14 protein-coding genes and 1 pseudogene are annotated in these 16,226 nt (G+C 51.4%); 8 read left to right on the forward strand and 7 right to left on the reverse strand.

The features are described from left to right. Positions 1-56: 56 nt before the first annotated feature. Positions 57-590, forward strand: a complete 534-nt coding sequence (locus ACM1PF_RS24615) for a hypothetical protein (protein WP_416668105.1) — start codon at positions 57-59, stop codon at positions 588-590. A 110-nt stretch (positions 591-700) separates the two neighbouring features. Continuing rightward, on the forward strand, positions 701-2,512 hold the full coding sequence (locus ACM1PF_RS24620; RefSeq protein WP_416668108.1) for a proline--tRNA ligase: 1,812 nt from the start codon (positions 701-703) through the stop codon (positions 2,510-2,512). Positions 2,513-2,764: 252 nt separating this feature from the next. Here the strand turns inward: ACM1PF_RS24620 and ACM1PF_RS24625 are convergent, their stop codons facing one another. Then, complete coding sequence (locus tag ACM1PF_RS24625) at positions 2,765-3,817, reverse strand: iron ABC transporter substrate-binding protein (protein ID WP_416668110.1); 1,053 nt, start codon at positions 3,815-3,817, stop codon at positions 2,765-2,767. A 334-nt stretch (positions 3,818-4,151) separates the two neighbouring features. Beyond that, entirely contained in the window at positions 4,152-5,543 is a 1,392-nt protein-coding gene (locus tag ACM1PF_RS24630) for a malic enzyme-like NAD(P)-binding protein (protein ID WP_416668112.1), read from the reverse strand. A 317-nt stretch (positions 5,544-5,860) separates the two neighbouring features. On the opposite strand from ACM1PF_RS24630, the gene ACM1PF_RS24635 reads away from it, so the two are divergent. After that, positions 5,861-6,349, forward strand: a complete 489-nt coding sequence (locus ACM1PF_RS24635; protein WP_416668115.1) for an SRPBCC domain-containing protein — start codon at positions 5,861-5,863, stop codon at positions 6,347-6,349. Here the strand turns inward: ACM1PF_RS24635 and ACM1PF_RS24640 are convergent, their stop codons facing one another. Both ACM1PF_RS24640 and ACM1PF_RS24645 read right to left on the reverse strand, forming a co-directional pair. Then, positions 6,350-6,601 (reverse strand): gas vesicle protein GvpG, encoded by a 252-nt coding sequence (locus ACM1PF_RS24640; protein WP_416668117.1) that lies wholly within the window; start codon positions 6,599-6,601, stop codon positions 6,350-6,352. 17 nt (positions 6,602-6,618) lie between these two features. Next, on the reverse strand, positions 6,619-7,293 hold the full coding sequence (locus ACM1PF_RS24645; RefSeq protein WP_416668120.1) for a gas vesicle protein GvpF: 675 nt from the start codon (positions 7,291-7,293) through the stop codon (positions 6,619-6,621). Positions 7,294-7,577: 284 nt separating this feature from the next. On the opposite strand from ACM1PF_RS24645, the gene ACM1PF_RS24650 reads away from it, so the two are divergent. Further along, positions 7,578-8,531: a YihY/virulence factor BrkB family protein gene (locus ACM1PF_RS24650; protein WP_416668122.1), complete on the forward strand. Its 954-nt coding sequence runs from the start codon at positions 7,578-7,580 to the stop codon at positions 8,529-8,531. 395 nt (positions 8,532-8,926) lie between these two features. On the opposite strand, the gene ACM1PF_RS24655 is transcribed toward ACM1PF_RS24650, so the two are convergent. Then, positions 8,927-9,718, reverse strand: a complete 792-nt coding sequence (locus ACM1PF_RS24655) for an SDR family NAD(P)-dependent oxidoreductase (protein WP_416668125.1) — start codon at positions 9,716-9,718, stop codon at positions 8,927-8,929. A 202-nt stretch (positions 9,719-9,920) separates the two neighbouring features. Between ACM1PF_RS24655 and ACM1PF_RS24660 the strand changes: the two genes are divergently transcribed. Together ACM1PF_RS24660 and ACM1PF_RS24665 are read left to right on the forward strand one after the other, a co-directional pair. Next, on the forward strand, positions 9,921-12,311 hold the full coding sequence (locus ACM1PF_RS24660) for a potassium channel family protein (RefSeq protein WP_416668127.1): 2,391 nt from the start codon (positions 9,921-9,923) through the stop codon (positions 12,309-12,311). Positions 12,312-12,585: 274 nt separating this feature from the next. Continuing rightward, a pseudogene (locus ACM1PF_RS24665) lies at positions 12,586-12,975 on the forward strand (DUF2996 domain-containing protein); the annotation flags it as partial. Here ACM1PF_RS24665 and ACM1PF_RS24670 read toward each other — a convergent pair. Together ACM1PF_RS24670 and ACM1PF_RS24675 are read right to left on the reverse strand one after the other, a co-directional pair. Continuing rightward, positions 12,972-13,112 (reverse strand): hypothetical protein, encoded by a 141-nt coding sequence (locus ACM1PF_RS24670; RefSeq protein ID WP_416668130.1) that lies wholly within the window; start codon positions 13,110-13,112, stop codon positions 12,972-12,974. The pseudogene ACM1PF_RS24665 and the gene ACM1PF_RS24670 sit on opposite strands and share 4 nt — an antisense overlap. Positions 13,113-13,294: 182 nt before the next feature. Beyond that, complete coding sequence (locus ACM1PF_RS24675; protein ID WP_416668132.1) at positions 13,295-13,477, reverse strand: hypothetical protein; 183 nt, start codon at positions 13,475-13,477, stop codon at positions 13,295-13,297. 435 nt (positions 13,478-13,912) lie between these two features. Between ACM1PF_RS24675 and groES the strand changes: the two genes are divergently transcribed. Both groES and groL read left to right on the forward strand, forming a co-directional pair. After that, a complete protein-coding gene (gene groES, locus ACM1PF_RS24680; RefSeq protein ID WP_416668135.1) occupies positions 13,913-14,224 on the forward strand; it encodes a co-chaperone GroES in 312 nt (103 codons plus the stop codon). A 139-nt stretch (positions 14,225-14,363) separates the two neighbouring features. Beyond that, a complete protein-coding gene (gene groL / locus ACM1PF_RS24685; protein ID WP_416668138.1) occupies positions 14,364-16,001 on the forward strand; it encodes a chaperonin GroEL in 1,638 nt (545 codons plus the stop codon). The last annotated feature ends 225 nt before the right edge of the window (positions 16,002-16,226 follow it).

Here is a 16,226-nt window from a genome sequence, read left to right on the forward strand (position 1 = left end):
TCAGAGGGAAGACTCGTTAAGCTCGAAATATAGCGCATTAATACTAACCATTCATCATGACAGTCATTCCCAATACGGAGGCCCAATCCTCCAAATGGCGTACGATCATCCTCATTACCCTGGCATTCTGGGTCAGTGGCAGCCTGCTATTAGACCTGATAGTTATGCCCACGCTTTATGCAACGGGCATGATGGCGGCTTCTGATTTTGCCACGACCGGATATTCTGTGTTTTGGATTTTTAATCGCATTGAACTACTGTGTGCTGCCCTTGCGTTGACGGGGGTTCTGGTTGTACGGCGCACCGATCTAAACGCCAGCTTGCCACGGTGGGTCGTACCGCTCTCAGTCACCCTCTTAGCATTAACCCTGCTCTATACCTATGCACTCACTCCTGAAATGAGTTCTCTGGGTCTACAGCTCAATGCCTTTGAGTCCTCAACGGAAGTTCCAGCCGCAATGAATCAGATGCATATGGGCTACTGGCTGCTGGAGCTATTCAAGTTTGGTGCAGCCGGAGCGTTGCTGGGAACCTATTACAACAGCATGAAGCGAGAAGCATCAAGCAGCATAAAGGATCTCAGCCTTTGAGTTCAGGTTTCTGGTGTTTCCTCATTCTGAAGTGCGATCGAATGCTGCTGAAGGCAACAAATCCTTTAGACTGGGATAGCGAACTACCAGAGTGAAAAAGGAACCAAGCAATGCGACTGTCTCAAATGCTGTTTGTCACCTTGCGCGAAGATCCGGCAGAGGCAGAGATTCCCAGCCACAAGCTCCTCGTGCGGGCGGGTTACATCCGGCGGATCGGGAGTGGGGTGTATGCTTACCTGCCGTTAATGTGGCGCGTATTGCAAAAAGTTTCTCAGATTGTCCGGCAAGAGATGAATGCGGCAGGGGCAGAGGAGTGCCTGTTGCCGCAGGTGCAACCCTCGGAACTGTGGAAAGAGTCCGGGCGGTGGGATACCTATACTCAGGCAGAGGGCATTATGTTTGCCCTACAAGATCGTCAGGGACGGGAACTGGGTTTGGAACCGACCCATGAAGAGGTGATTACCACGATCGCCCGTGAGATGATCCGCTCCTATCGGCAATTGCCCCGAAACCTGTACCAAATTCAAACCAAATTTCGGGATGAAATTCGTCCCCGGTTTGGCTTAATGCGCGGACGGGAATTCATCATGAAGGATGCCTACTCCTTTGACATGGACGAGGCAGGGATGAGGGAGTCCTACCGCAAGATGCGGGATGCCTACTACAACATCATGCAGCGAACTGGGCTGGCGTTCCGAGCGGTGGATGCAGATTCTGGGGCGATCGGCGGTTCGGGTTCCCAGGAGTTTATGGTGCTGGCGGATGCGGGGGAGGATGAAGTCCTGTATACCGAGGATGGGCAGTACGCTGCAAATGTTGAGAAAGCCATTTCCCTCCCGGCGGATGCCAAACCATCTAGCTTCAAGAAATACGAAAAGCTGGATACGCCCAACACACCGACGATCGAGAGTCTCTGCAAGCTGCTCAAATGTTCTGCGGCTCACATCCTGAAAAATGTTCTGTATCAGGTGGTGTATGACAACAGCATGACGGTACTGGTGCTGGTCAGCATTCGGGGCGATCAGGATGTCAACGAGGTGAAGTTGCAGAATGAACTGGTGAAGTTGGCGGGAGACTATGGCGGTCGAGCGGTGATTGGGTTAAGCGTTCCCGATGTCGAGGCGCAGGCGAAGTGGGCGGCTAAGGCTCTGCCCCTGGGATACATCGCGCCTGATCTGAGGGATGACTACATTCAGCCAGGAGGTAAAAATCTAGCCCCTAAGTTTCTGCGTCTGGTGGATCAGACCGCCGTTGAAATGAAAAACTTTGCGACGGGCTCCAATGAAACCGATCGCCACGTCGTGGGGGCGAACTGGGGCAAAGAATTTCAGTTACCCAAGTTAGTGGTGGATGTGCGGACGGCTCAGGTGGGCGATCGGGCGATTCATGATCCATCGCAAACCCTCAAAAGTGCCAGAGGGATTGAAATTGGCCACATTTTCCAACTGGGCACCAAGTATTCTAAGGCGATGAATGCCACCTACACCAGTGAGCAAGGGGAGGAGATGCCTCTGGTAATGGGTTGTTATGGGATTGGCGTATCTCGTCTGGCTCAGGCTGCCGTGGAACAATCCTACGACAAAGATGGGATTATCTGGCCTGTTGCCATTGCCCCCTACCATGCGATCGTGATTGTCCCAAACATTAACGACACGGCCCAAAAGGAAACCGCAGAAAAACTGTATGCCGAGCTGAATGCGGCTGGAATCGAAACCTTGCTGGACGATCGAGATGAACGGGCCGGGGTGAAGTTTAAAGATGCCGATCTGGTGGGCATTCCCTATCGAATTGTCACGGGACGATCGCTGAAGGAGGGGAAGGTGGAAGTCGTCAAGCGGGCCAACCATGAGTCCCAGGAAGTGGCGATCGAGCAGGTGGTTGCAACCTTGCAGGATTGGGTGAGTCAGGCAGTAGCCCGATAATTGCTGTCGTAGCGCAGGCATCTGGCCTACCTGGGTGATACCTGCGCTAGAGATTTAATCTGGGAGAGATTTAATTTAGGATGGGTTTGGTGGAATCAGACATTGTCACCCACCCCTGCCCCTCCCAAGAGGGGAAACGCTGGAGAACCCCTGCTCAACCAGAAGAATGTCCATAAAATCCCCTCCTGGGAGGGGTTAGGGGTGGGTTAATCTTCATCCTGTTACAAAAGTGGATGCTACGTTTGATTGGGCTTACAGGACTTCTGCCTGTTCCAGCAGGGCCAGGGTTCCCTCCAAATCTTCCAAATTACTCAAGTCAATTTCAGGGGACTGGATCTGCTGTAGGGGAATCTGATCCTCCGGCGGAGCAACCCCATCCACCAGGGCATACTCGCTGGTTTCCTGGGTGAAATAGGTCTGGGATTCGGGGGTGAGCAGGTATTCGATCAATGCGATCGCCTGTGCTTCCTGATCCGTACTGTCAAGGATGGCCACTCCAGCCACGTTCACCATCGACCCGGCATCATCCTGAGTGTAGTGATGCGCCACGGGAAAATTGGGATTATCGGCCCTGAAGCGACCCAGGTAATAGTTGTTGACTAATCCAATTTCCGCTTCTCCCCGTCCCAGGGCTTCAACGATCGCCGTATTGTTGTTATAAACCTGAGCGTCATTCTCCCTCATTGCCTGTAACCATTCCAGCGTCCGCTCCTCACCTTCCGTCAGCCGCAGGGCCGTGACAAAGGACTGAAATGAGCCATTCGTGGGGGCCCAGGCAACCCGACCGCGCCATTGTTCTTCCGTCAATTTCCAGATGGAATCCGGCAGCTCATTGGCTTGCACCAGTTCTGTGTTGTAATCCAGAACCCTGGCTCGCCCGGAGATGCCAATCCACTGCCCTTCCGGGGAACGGAAGCGGGAATCCACCTGATTCAGCAGATTATCCGGGATCGATCGGGTACGGTTTGCCTCTTGCAGGGATCCCAGTGCGCCAGCATCCTGACCAAAGAAAACATCTGCCGGAGAATTTTCACCTTCCTCTAGAATGGCCGCTGCCAGTTCTGCGGTATCACCGTAGCGCACATTGACCGTGATGCCTGTTTCAGCTTCAAACCGTTCCAGCAGGGGGCCAATCAATTGTTCATTGCGCCCAGAGTAAATGGTCAGTTCTCCAGAGGTGGGAGCAGTGGCCGTATCCGTACCGTTGGGAGATGCATCGGTTGTCGGTGTTCCATTACAGGCAATCGCCAGACTCCCTGCGATCGTCGCTGTACCCAAATAAGCAAAAAATTTCCGACGCTTCATTCGTAATGCTCCATTCTGCCAATGCAGCTAAACATTTTTGCTAAAAAATCTCAAAAGCTAAAGACAAATACGGTTCAGATGCTTGCTAAAATGCACTCCGTCAACCCATGAATGCCACGCCTCATTACCGCCAACTTTTGCCAGGCCCGATTCACCATACGGCTGGTCTACGGAAAACTGAACCAAAAGATTGGCCCTAAAAATTAGCCAAAACAACCTGCTCTGGCAGCAACATCAACGGAGTCAGCACCGTCTACCTGCTTCAGCTAATGAAATTGATTCTCAATATACCACTGTTTGGTATCCGAGACTACTTTTTGCTTTTTGTCATTGATTACGAACTAGCCACTCCATCGGCCCGGGCAGCATGTTGAACTGCTGCCGCCACTGTAGGAACCACTCGCTCATCAAACACCGAGGGGATAATATGCTCCCGATCCAGGTCAGACGGTTTGACCAGGGACGCGATCGCTGCGGCCGCCTCCAGATACATTGAAGTCGTCATGGCTTTGGCGCGGCAGTCGAGGGCTCCCCGGAAAATGCCAGGAAAGGCCAGCACATTATTGATCTGGTTCGGATAATCGCTGCGCCCCGTGGCCATTACTGCCACATCGCCCCCGATTAGCTCTGGCTGAATTTCAGGAATTGGATTGGCCATGGCAAAGACGATCGGATCCGTTGCCATTGATTTCACCATCTCCGGCGTTACCACCCCTGGAACACTGACCCCCATAAACACATCTGCCCCCATCAGAGCATCAGCCAGTAAGCCGCTCTGCGTCATGGCAAACTCTTTTTTCTGCTCGTTCAAATCCGATCGACTGGTGGATAAAATGCCGCGAGAATCACACATCAAAATTGTTCCAGCCCCAGCTTTCCGCAGCAATCGGGCAATGGCGACCCCCGCCGCTCCTGCCCCGTTGATTACAATCCGCGTTTCCTCCAGGGATTTCTTGACCAGCTTCAAGGCATTGAACAGGGCCGCCAGGGAGACGATCGCTGTACCGTGCTGATCATCATGAAAAATCGGGATATCCAGCTCTTTCTGCAACCGGGCTTCAATTTCAAAGCAGCGAGGAGCACTAATATCTTCCAGGTTGATGCCACCGAAGACAGGCGCGATATTCTTCACCGTTTCGACAATTTGATCGGTGTCCTGAGTCGCCAGGCAAATCGGGAAGGCATCCACATCGGCAAAATTCTTAAACAGCATCGCCTTCCCCTCCATCACGGGCAAAGCCCCCTCAGCTCCCAGGTTGCCCAATCCCAGCACGGCACTGCCATCCGTCACGATCGCCACCGTGTTGCTCTTAATCGTCAGCGCATACACTTCATCCGGGTTTTCAGCGATCGCCGTACAGACGCGCCCCACCCCAGGCGTATAGGCCATCGCCAGATCCCCCTGATTCTTAAGAGAAATCTTACCCTGGACACTGATTTTGCCGCCCCGATGCAGATTAAATGTGCGATCGTACACATCCAGTACCTTGATCTCAGCCAGAGCTTTGACTGCATTCACGATAGTCTCAGCATGTTCGGTGCTGGATGCATCCACCGTAATGTCCCGCAGCACTAATTTGCGATTCTGCTCAATTAAGTCAATCTGACCAATATTGCCTCCAGCAGCGGCGATCGCCTGAATCACGGGAGCCAGTGTTCCTGCCGTATTGGGAAGTTGAATGCGGATCGTGAGGCTAAAGCTAGGGTTGGGTGTCAGGTTGACCATAGGGTTGATGTAACGCTCCTTTGGGAGAAATCTGTTTCACATTCACAAATTAGGCTACGATTTTAGCGTTTGTTTCTGACTCAGTATAGGGAAACCCGAAATTTTCAAATGTACTCCGCAGTACGGAACGGGGAACAATTGAAACACTTGACTTCCTGGAACGCCGGTACAGAAACCCAATCTGGCCGGCCAGATAGACTGCCCTGCGATATCGCAATCCCTGGAGCGCCGACCCGTAGCGCAGGCTTCCAGCCTGCATCTAAAAATCTTCCAGCCTGCATCTAGAAATCTTCCAGCCTGCATCCAGAACTGGGCTGATGTCATACTCGCCTTCCAACTCTTTACCCATGCCCTCCCTCTACACCGCCATCGAAATCAACGCCCCCAAGTCTGCAATCTGGCAGGCATTGATTCGCAAAGAGGACTGGCTGAAGTGGAATACCTTTTTGTACGATCGCAATCCTGCCCTGCCCTTTAGACAGGGGCAAATCGTCCAGCTTTCCCTGCGGCGGATGCGGGAAGAAACGGAGACGGAGTTTGAGCCTCGTATTCTCTTGCTACAACCCAATGTTTGTCTACGTTGGATTTACACAGCTCCAGGATTTCGGAGCGAGCACTGTTTTGAACTGCAAGAGATCGGACGCAACCGCACCCAATACATCCATCAGGAAACGGTGACAGGGGCAGTGACAGCTCTCTTTGCCCCATTTCTGAAGCGGGATGAACAGCAGGGAATGCGACGAATGGCGAGGGAAATCAAGCAGTATGTAGAAAACCAGCGAGAATACCAGCGATCGCCCGGTTAGTTAAGGGTCTGATTCCTCAGCATCGGCATCTTCCAATGCCTGAATCGCCAGCAGCAAATCTTCTTCCTGTTCTTCAAATTCCTCTTCAGAAAGATCGCCCATATCAAAGGCAAGCTGGAGTGCCAGTAATCGCTTACCTAACACTTCTTTTTGATCGAGTTCAGGGCTGGCTTGTTCCAGGATCTTGTCGCCAATCCAGGCGAGTCCGTTGAGGGGCAGAGCAACCGGGGCGAGGAGAAGGTCAAAAAACATAGGTTTAACCGGGTGAATTAACTGAGTTGGGCAAAGTTGAAGGGAGCGGTGAGGTGGTTATAGCGGATGCGGAGGCGGCTATCAAATTGACGATCGAGGGCTTCTACCTGCTCGCTGAAGTGGGGTTCTGTATCCCAGGGAATCAGGTAAGCGGTGTTATAAATCATGTCTTCACCGAGGGGATCATTTTCGATAACTTCGATCGCCAACGGATTGAGCGTTTCCTGAATTGCCCCGATGATTGCTTGTTTTCGGGCTGCAATGGCCCGTTCGATCGCCTGCCCAATTTTGACGATTTGATCCATGCTGAGATTTTTTCCTTCCAGCCGATCGCGTTCTGCTTGCAAAGCGGCATTTTCCTGCATTAACTGCTCCAGCTCACTGGACTGATCCCACAGGACTTTGACACTGACTTCCCGGTATCCCTCCAACTTGGCAAACAATTGCTTCAGATCATTTTCCTTGGGGACAGTAAGCTGTTCTCTAACGGATTCCCAATCATGAATCACCAGACCAAATTGCAGCGGTAACAGGGTGCGATAACCCGATTCCATCGCCTGTTCCAGAACCCGTTCATGGCCCAGGAGATTTTTCCGACTGGACAGGTAGCGTTTCTGCTGCGCCTCTGAGTAGAGAAACACAAACCCGTCAATATTGTGGGCTTGCACCGGCTGTTCGTCTAACCCTTGCATACCGAGTTCCTGCGGCCCAGGGCCGGAAAGATGCCGTATAGATAAAGTCCAGTTGCCATAATGCCTTGAGGTTCCAGGGGGCGATCGACTCCCTGAGAGTACCCAGTTTAGGCAGCGATCGAACGTTTCCCTTTACACAGAGTCATGAAGAGTCATGAAGACCGAAGGGGAGTGGGGTGAAGTCCTCCCTGGAGGCTTCATTGCCAGGTTTGTTAGCATTCGAGTACATCGCTTTTAGAGAGATGCTCTATGCTTGTAGCGAAAGAATTTGCGCTGAGTGAACAATGAGCGGGCAACCTGTTGTTGAATTTGTCAAACACCGATTAGTCAGGGTCAGTCGATCGAGGTTAGGACAGTTAATTATCCAGGCTTCTTTGAAATGGCAGAAGGATAACTGTGCAGACATGGGAGCCGCCCTGGCCTACTATGCAATCTTTTCGCTGCCGCCAACGATTTTGGTGATTTTAAGTATCTTTGGGTTTATCGTTGGCCCAAATACGGCAGTTTATAACCAGATTTTATTGTTTGCTCAGGAAGGTTTGCCGCCCATTGCCAGTCAGACGGTTGAAACCGTTTTGTTTCAGTTGAATCAGGATCGGATTGGAGTGGGATTGATTGGGTTTGTCCTGCTGTTGATTGCAGCGAGCGGATTTTTCTCAGCCCTCGATCGAGCTTTTGATGTCATTTGGCAGGTGCACCATGCTCAACCGGGCAGCCCAACCATGCGTCACGTTGCCAAGAATTTCATTCGGCGCAGAATTTTCTCCTTCGCACTGGTCTTTGGGGCAGGATTGTTGCTGATTGTTACGTTGTTGGCCAATATTATTATTCGGGTGATTTTGAGGCTGATTCGTGAATTTAGCGGTTTAGTTGAATTTGTGCAGCTTGATACGATCGTCACCGTTAACTCCCTGCAATTGATTTCATCTTTTCTGATTTTGCTGCTGGTACTCATGGTTCTATTCAAAACTTTGCCCACCGTGAGAATTGCCTGGGCAGACGTTTGGTTAGGGGCTGGAATTACGGCGATCTTGCTCTTAATGCTGCAAAATTTAGTCAGCCGTAGTGTCATCAGTATTGGGAGTCAGTTTCAATCCTACGGTGTGGTCGGTGGGGTAATGGTGTTGATGCTGTGGATTTTCCTGACCAGTCAGATTTTCTTCTGGGGCGGAGAGTTTACCTACGTATACACTCAAATGTTGGGTAGCCGTCGGCAACTGCGTCAACCACCTCGATAAGCCTCCTATCTCTACCGGCATTCATCATGCATTTAAACAAGATTGAATGATTTCATCAAGGCTTTACGGATTATCGTCTTAATCCTACCGAGGTGAATGTTATTGTGGCTAGAAAGGTGGAATTTACGCAAAGCTCCATTAGAGTGAACCGCATCCTACCGATGTACTTTTACTGTTAAATTGTCTTGTTCTAATGAAAGCAGATCACCTACTGGTTATTCTTGTTGCTCTGGGTCTAATTTTTGTCGTTAGCCATGCTCAGTCTCGACTTGATATTTGTCGTCGGCAAGGACAAAAAACGTTTGCCTGCGTCCTCCATTTTTAATTCGCTTTTTAATTTTTTGTTGTCCACTTTAATTTCACTTTTAATTTCACTTTATAGTCCCATAAGCTGTTTACCAGGGTAATTGTCTACCATCCCAGGAAAAGAACTGACCACTATCCCGTAGAGTCAAGGACTGAAGTACCGTCAGAAGTTGAGTTACCGTCCGATCAACCGGAAACAACTTTTCTGGCGGTACATTTCTTTGGAAGGGCTTCGAGAGGTCGGTGTCGGTTGTACCGGGATGGAGCGTCACCACGATCGTCTTAGGACTGCTTCTGCCGTATTCGATCGCCACAGTTCGCATCAGCATATTTAAAGCAGCTTTAGATGCACGGTAGCCGTACCATCCCCCCAGGTGATTGTCGCCAATGCTGCCCACCTTAGCGGAAATACTGGCAAAAATACTGCGATCGGGGTGTTTGAGCAGAGGTAGTAAATGCTTGGCCAGCAACACTGAACCAATGCTATTGATCTGGAAATATCGCAACAGGCGATCGGCATCAATCTGGCGCAGGCTTTTTTCTGGCTGCAAGTCCTGATCGTGCAACACCCCCACGCAGTTAATCACTAACTGGAGGCGATCGCTCTGTTCTCGAATCTGCTGTACACCCTGAATGATCTGCGCTTCGTCGGTGATATCCATTGGCATGCAGTGCAGGCGATCGGGTTGCCCTTGCTCCAGGGCTAACAGTCCGGCGGCTGAGGCTGGGCTGCGATAGGTGGCATAGAGTTTGGTGATCCCTTGAGTTTGCAAAAGCCAATTCACAAAGCCCAGTCCAATTCCCCGACTGGCCCCCACAATCAAGACATTGCCATTTAAAGCATGACCATTCACAGCTTCTGCATTCCCCATTTCAGCCATCACCACTCTGCTTTTTAATCAGCCAGATTATATTCTGGTTATATTTTGGCGCAATTCAAATCTTCCGGCTCAAATCTTCCGGCACAGTGCGATCGAAAATCACTTCCAGGGGGAAAAGTAGGGGATAAAATTAGGGCAGCAAAATCAGGGATCGTTCTCTGCGAGCCTGAGAGAACGTCCATACTTTTTCGCCTGAGCCGCCATGTCCCAAACCAATCTCACAGAACTCGCCAGCCGAGGGGATCCAGGGGCGATCGCCCAGCTTCTCGCTCGATCGCTCAAGATCGCAGACGTGGGCATTAAGGTGGATTGGCATGGGGAACAGCTCAATATTCGCCTATTTGCAGATCAGGTTTTAGAGTCAACCTCGCTTCTGGCTTCACTTCAGGAACAGCTTCAAACGTTCCAGATTGAGGCCGTTACCTCTGTCCGGGTTTTTGCCTACCAGAGTAAGCAACCTGCGCCCATCTGGAGCGATTCGATTCCAGTGATGTTTGCTCCACCTGCCGCCCCTGCCACCATCCTTTCAACTCCCGCTACGGTGCTTTCCACACCCCATACCCTGTTGATGCCTTCCGATTCAGTCGATCGCTTCCTGGTTTGCGGGCTGGGTAGTTTAGGGCAATACTCGGTACTGAACTTGAAGCGGTTTGCCATGCGGGCTTCAGAAATCCGGGTCACGGCGATCGAGCAGATGCCGTTTGATGACTGGGAAGTGCAGGACTTACCGAGCTTACTGGAAGCTCCACCGATTATTGGCGATTGTCGTAACGATGATATTTTGCTTCAGGCAGGCATTCAGCAGTGTCGAGCCATTTTGATCGTCACCAGTAATGACAGCGTGAATGTTGAGGCAGCCATTGTGGCGCGGCGGCTCAACCCCCAGATTCGGATTGTGATGCGATCGTCTCGCCATAATCTGAACCAGTTATTGAAGCATCAGTTAGGGGATTTTATTGCCCTGGAACCAACGGAACTTCCAGCTCCAGCCTTTGCCCTGGCAGGATTGCAGCAGGAAATTTTAGGATTTTTCAACATTGGCGATTTTCGCTTTCAGGTGGTAGAGCAAACGGTGCAGCCCAAGGATTATCGTTTTGACGGTGCTCCGGCGATCGCCCTCCATAAAAAGAATTTTCGCCTGTTGAGCTACCATGCAGCCGCCAGTCCTGGCCCATCAAACCGGGCTTTCTACCAGTGGCAAGCCGACACGAAAGTCAAACCTGGAGACACGATCGCCTTTGTGGAGGTGGTGGGACGGGAACCGCAGAAAACGGGGCATCTCACCCGTCAGGCCAGAAACATGCAGCAATTCTGGGATGACATTGGCGACACCCTGAACCGGGGCTGGCGCGGTAACTGGGCGGAAATTGGCGGCTGGATGCAGGCTCAAAGGACAAGGCCGGTGATTGCGATCGGCTTAACCTTTGCTCTGGTTCTCTGGCTGTTTGGGGCCATCCTGCTGCGATCGACCCTTGATATACCCTGGAAAACCGCCCTCTCTGCTGCCTTTATTCTGCTGATTGGTGGCTACGGGGATGTATTTGAAGGACTGGAACCCAGTGATGCCCCTGGCTGGCTGAAGCTAATTTGCGCCCTGATTACCCTGACCAGCATTGCCTCTGTCCTGGGAGTGTTGGGACTGATTGCCGATAATTTGATCAGTTCCCGATTTGACTTTCTTAGAAAACGGTTTCCTATTCCCAGGGAAAACCATGTGGTGATCGTGGGGTTGGGGCGGATTGGTCAACAGATCGCGGCTATTTTGCAAGAGTTCAGACAGCCCGTAGTGGCGATTACTGAGCAGGTTGAACACGTTTCAACCGAATCTAAGTTTCCTATCCTGACGGGCGACATCATTAGGGAATTGCCGAAGCTGAATCTGGCCACGGCAAAAAGTGTGGTGGTGGTGACGGACGATCAAATGCTCAACCTGGAAGTGGCATTGATGGCGCGCAATGCTGCCCAGCAAATCGAACGAGACATCGGGCTGGTGATTCGCACCTACGACCAACGCTTTCGAGATAATCTCAACGATCTCCTCCCGGATGCCAAAGCATTAGCTGCTTATGAACTTTCGGCAGAAGCCTTTGCAGGGGCAGCTTTTGGAGAAAATATTCTGGGATTATTCCGGCTAAACAACCAGACGATTCTAGTCACGGAGTACAACATTACAGCGGATGATACGCTAGTCGGCAAATCCCTGTTTATGATTGCCTATGGCTATGGGGTCGTGCCGATCGTCCATCATCGGGCTACTCAAACCATTCATGATCCCCTCCCGGAAGTCCTGCTACCGTCCGATGAACATATCTTAGCTGTGGGCGATCGGCTGGTTGTGTTGGCTTCCATCAACGGTTTGCGACGGATTGAGCATGAAGAACTGGTGCCCCCCCGACGCTGGCGATTGGAGGTTGGAAAGCCGTTAAATCGAGGATTTTTACACGATTGCGGCAGTGATTTGGCCGAATCGCTGGCTATAACCTGCATGAAGCCCGAACGTTTATGGAAAATCTCCCTGGTGCGATCGAGCTATCGTTATACGATTACCAGGCCCATCGCCTGGAGCAAGAACTCAGTCGTCAGCTTCCCCTGACCCTGATTCCCCTACCCTAGCCCCGGCTGCGGGACTCCCCTATGCTTCCCGCGATCGAATATGATGTGGAACGATGATGCTTGATATGATAAGGCTTGTAACGATCGCGGATAGTGACCTTTGGAGTAAGCGAAGCGATGTCAGACGAACAGAACCCCAACACGCCTGAAACTGAAGCAAAATCTTCTGAAACCGAAGCAAAATCCGAATCAGCACCCGCCAAGGCTCCCAAGGAAAAGCCAGCCGCAGGGGGTGATAAGCCTGCCCGCCCACCGAAAAGGAAAAGCCGCCCGCCCTTGAGGATAAGCCGTTCCCCGAATTTATTGATCAGCACTTCATGCCTGGACTGAAGGAAATGTTGGGCAAACAGGGTATCAACGACCTGGATCTGAAATTTGCCAAACAGCCCCTTCCTATTCCTGGGCTGGGAGACTCCGACTGCTGGCAGGTCATTGGCCACTGGCAAAATGGCCAACGCCAGTTCAATATCATCTTCTCGAAGGAAGATATTGCAGCTCCCAAATTTTTCTGCTATGCCGACAATGGCGCGAAACCCAGCACCCTGGAGTCCTTCATGATTGATGAACGGAAGGTGAGCCTGGATCTATTGTTGCTGTACACAGTGCAACGGCTCAACGGGCAGAAGTGGCTGGTGCGAAACTAGAAGCCCTCTGTCGATTCAATCGTAAAACCTCTTGTGGGATGAGCATCTTGCCCGTCCTTTGGTTCGATCGCATTCTTGTGGGATGAGCATCTTGCCCGTCCTTTGGTTCGATCGCAGGCTTCTTGTGGGATGGGCATCTTGCCCGTCCTTCCCCTCGATCGAAAAACTTCTTGTGGGATGAGCATCTTGCCCGTCCTTCCCCTCGATCGAAAAACTTCTTGTGGGATGGGCATCTTGCCCGTCCTTAACCCTTGATGGGAGTTTCGGTTGGGTTCTAAATTGATGAACCCTGAAACAACCTGAAAGGGGAAATGGGTTCCTAACGCAATTCCCGAGAAACGATCGCCACTTTCCGAATCATTTCCAACGTAATCTGCTGCGAATCAGATGAGTTGGTCAGGTTTGTAGTGGAATTGGCTTCAGGAGCGATCGTAGCGGCAATCGCAAACACAGCCAGGATAGCAGTCATCAGGGTTTTGAGGTGGCGGCTGGGGGAAATCATAGGTCGGTCTACTCTCAGAAGTCGGTGTGGGGCAGTCAAGTTATCCTTGAATCTTTCAGTATCGTGGCATGGCTGGCGGAGTCCTGCTACCTTAAACGCTGACTCTTTACCAGGTCATCAATTTCACCAAGTAAAAAATAAAGCTTGGGTTAAATTGCCCGTAGCCCATGTGATTTGGGTCGCTTCAAGACAGTGAGTTCGGGAACCCGTACCCGAAAAGGGGGTGAAGATCGGTTGCGATCGCCCCCTAGATTTCGCTAAATTAGCACTCAGGAGCGGAGAGTGCTAAATTGATTCTCTGACTCAAACTGTGTCTCGAATGTGCGACTTCAGTATTCCGTAAAAAGCAGAAAATCTACCAGTTCCACCGTGGGACTGGCGTTCTGTCGATAACTTTAACTCGATCGATTCTAATAGTTCTGGAGAGTTTAGACTATGGCAGCAGTATCTCTGAGCGTTTCTACCGTAAAGCCGCTAGGTGAACGGGTATTCGTGAAAGTGAGCGCGTCTGAAGAACAAACCCCTGGCGGTATTTTCCTCCCCGATACAGCAAAGGAAAAGCCTCAAGTGGGTGAAGTAGTGCAAGTGGGCCCTGGTAAGCGCAACGATGACGGCTCTCGCCAGGAGATGGAAGTCAAAGTTGGGGACAAGGTTCTCTATTCCAAGTATGCCGGAACGGACATCAAACTCGGTTCTGAAGAATACATTCTGTTGTCTGAGAAAGACATTCTGGCGATCGTCTCCTAGTTTGGGATTTTGAATCGGTAATGGGTCGTGGGTGATCGCTAATGGATACCCGATGAATGACCCACTACCCATCACCCATTACCCATCCTCCTCAAGCATTGTCCAAATACTCTCACTATTTACAAGAAGCGAAATCACTATGGCAAAGCGCATCATTTACAACGAAAACGCTCGTCGTGCCCTGGAAAAAGGAATCGATATTCTGGCTGAAGCCGTTGCTGTCACCCTTGGGCCCAAAGGTCGCAATGTGGTGTTGGAGAAGAAGTTTGGCGCACCTCAAATTGTTAATGACGGTGTGACGATCGCCAAGGAAATCGAACTGGAAGATCACATCGAAAACACAGGTGTGTCCCTGATTCGTCAGGCGGCTTCCAAAACCAACGATGCAGCCGGTGACGGTACGACCACTGCAACCGTTCTGGCCCACGCCATTGTCAAGGAAGGTCTGCGGAACGTGGCGGCTGGAGCCAATGCCATCTCCCTCAAGCGCGGCATCGATAAGGCGACGGGCTTCCTGGTAGACAAAATTGCGGAACACGCTCGTCCTGTAGAAGATTCCAAGGCGATCGCTCAGGTGGGTTCCATCTCCGCTGGAAACGATGAAGAAGTCGGTTCCATGATCGCTGAAGCAATGGAGAAAGTGGGTCGTGAGGGCGTAATCTCTCTGGAAGAGGGTAAGTCCATGACCACTGAACTGGAAGTCACCGAAGGGATGCGCTTCGACAAGGGCTATATCTCTCCCTACTTCGCTACGGACACTGAGCGGATGGAAGCGGTTCTGGATGAGCCTTTCCTGTTGCTGACCGACAAGAAAATCACCCTGGTACAGGATCTGGTTCCCGTTCTGGAGCAAGTGGCTCGTTCCGGTCGTCCCCTGCTGATCATTGCCGAAGACATTGAGAAAGAAGCTCTGGCAACCCTGGTGGTGAACCGTCTGCGCGGCGTGCTGAACGTAGCGGCTGTGAAGGCTCCTGGCTTTGGCGATCGTCGTAAGTCCATGCTGGAAGACATCGCAGTGCTGACGGGTGGTCAGGTGATCACTGAAGATGCGGGTCTGAAGCTCGATAACGTCAAGCTCGATATGCTGGGCAAGGCGCGTCGTGTCACTATCACCAAAGACAACACGACGATCGTGGCAGAAGGCAATGAAGCAGGCGTGAAGGCTCGTTGTGAGCAGATTCGTCGTCAAATGGAAGAAACTGAGTCTTCCTACGACAAGGAAAAACTGCAAGAGCGGTTGGCCAAGCTGTCCGGCGGTGTGGCAGTGGTGAAGGTCGGTGCTGCAACTGAAACTGAAATGAAGGATCGGAAGCTGCGCCTGGAAGATGCCATCAACGCCACCAAGGCAGCCGTTGAAGAAGGGATTGTCCCTGGCGGTGGTACGACCCTGGCACACCTGTCTCCCAGCCTGGAAGAGTGGGCCCAAGGCAACCTCTCCGGCGAAGAGTTGATCGGTGCGATGATCGTGGCGCGGGCGCTGGCGGCTCCCCTGAAGCGGATCGCTGAGAACGCTGGTCAAAACGGTGCTGTGATCGCAGAACGTGTGAAGGAAAAAGAATTCAACGTGGGCTATGATGCTGCCAATGGTGAGTTCGTAGATATGTTCAGCGCAGGTATTGTTGACCCTGCCAAAGTGACTCGTTCCGCCATGCAAAACGCAGCTTCGATCGCCGGTATGGTGTTGACGACTGAGTGCATCGTGGTAGACAAGCCTGAACCGAAGGATGCAGCGGGTGCTGGCGCGGGTGCTGGCATGGGCGGCGACTTCGACTACTAATCGAAACAGGCAGGCGATCGGGGGTTCGCCTCCGATCGTTCTCCTACTTCAAATTAAAGATTGCGAGGGTAAATTAACCTTTACCCTCTTTTTGTTTGACCGATTTGTTTCACTGAAGCGATCGATTAAGAACTCTGAATTAAGAGATTTTTTCGACTATTCTTCAAATTTAATGTATTAAATTACACAATTTTGAAAGCAAAGGCTCGCGGTTTTCCTGATTAC

This window comes from Egbenema bharatensis FJBBOT/2019 (assembly GCF_048077055.1).
Lineage (GTDB): Bacteria > Cyanobacteriota > Cyanobacteriia > Elainellales > Elainellaceae > Egbenema > Egbenema bharatensis.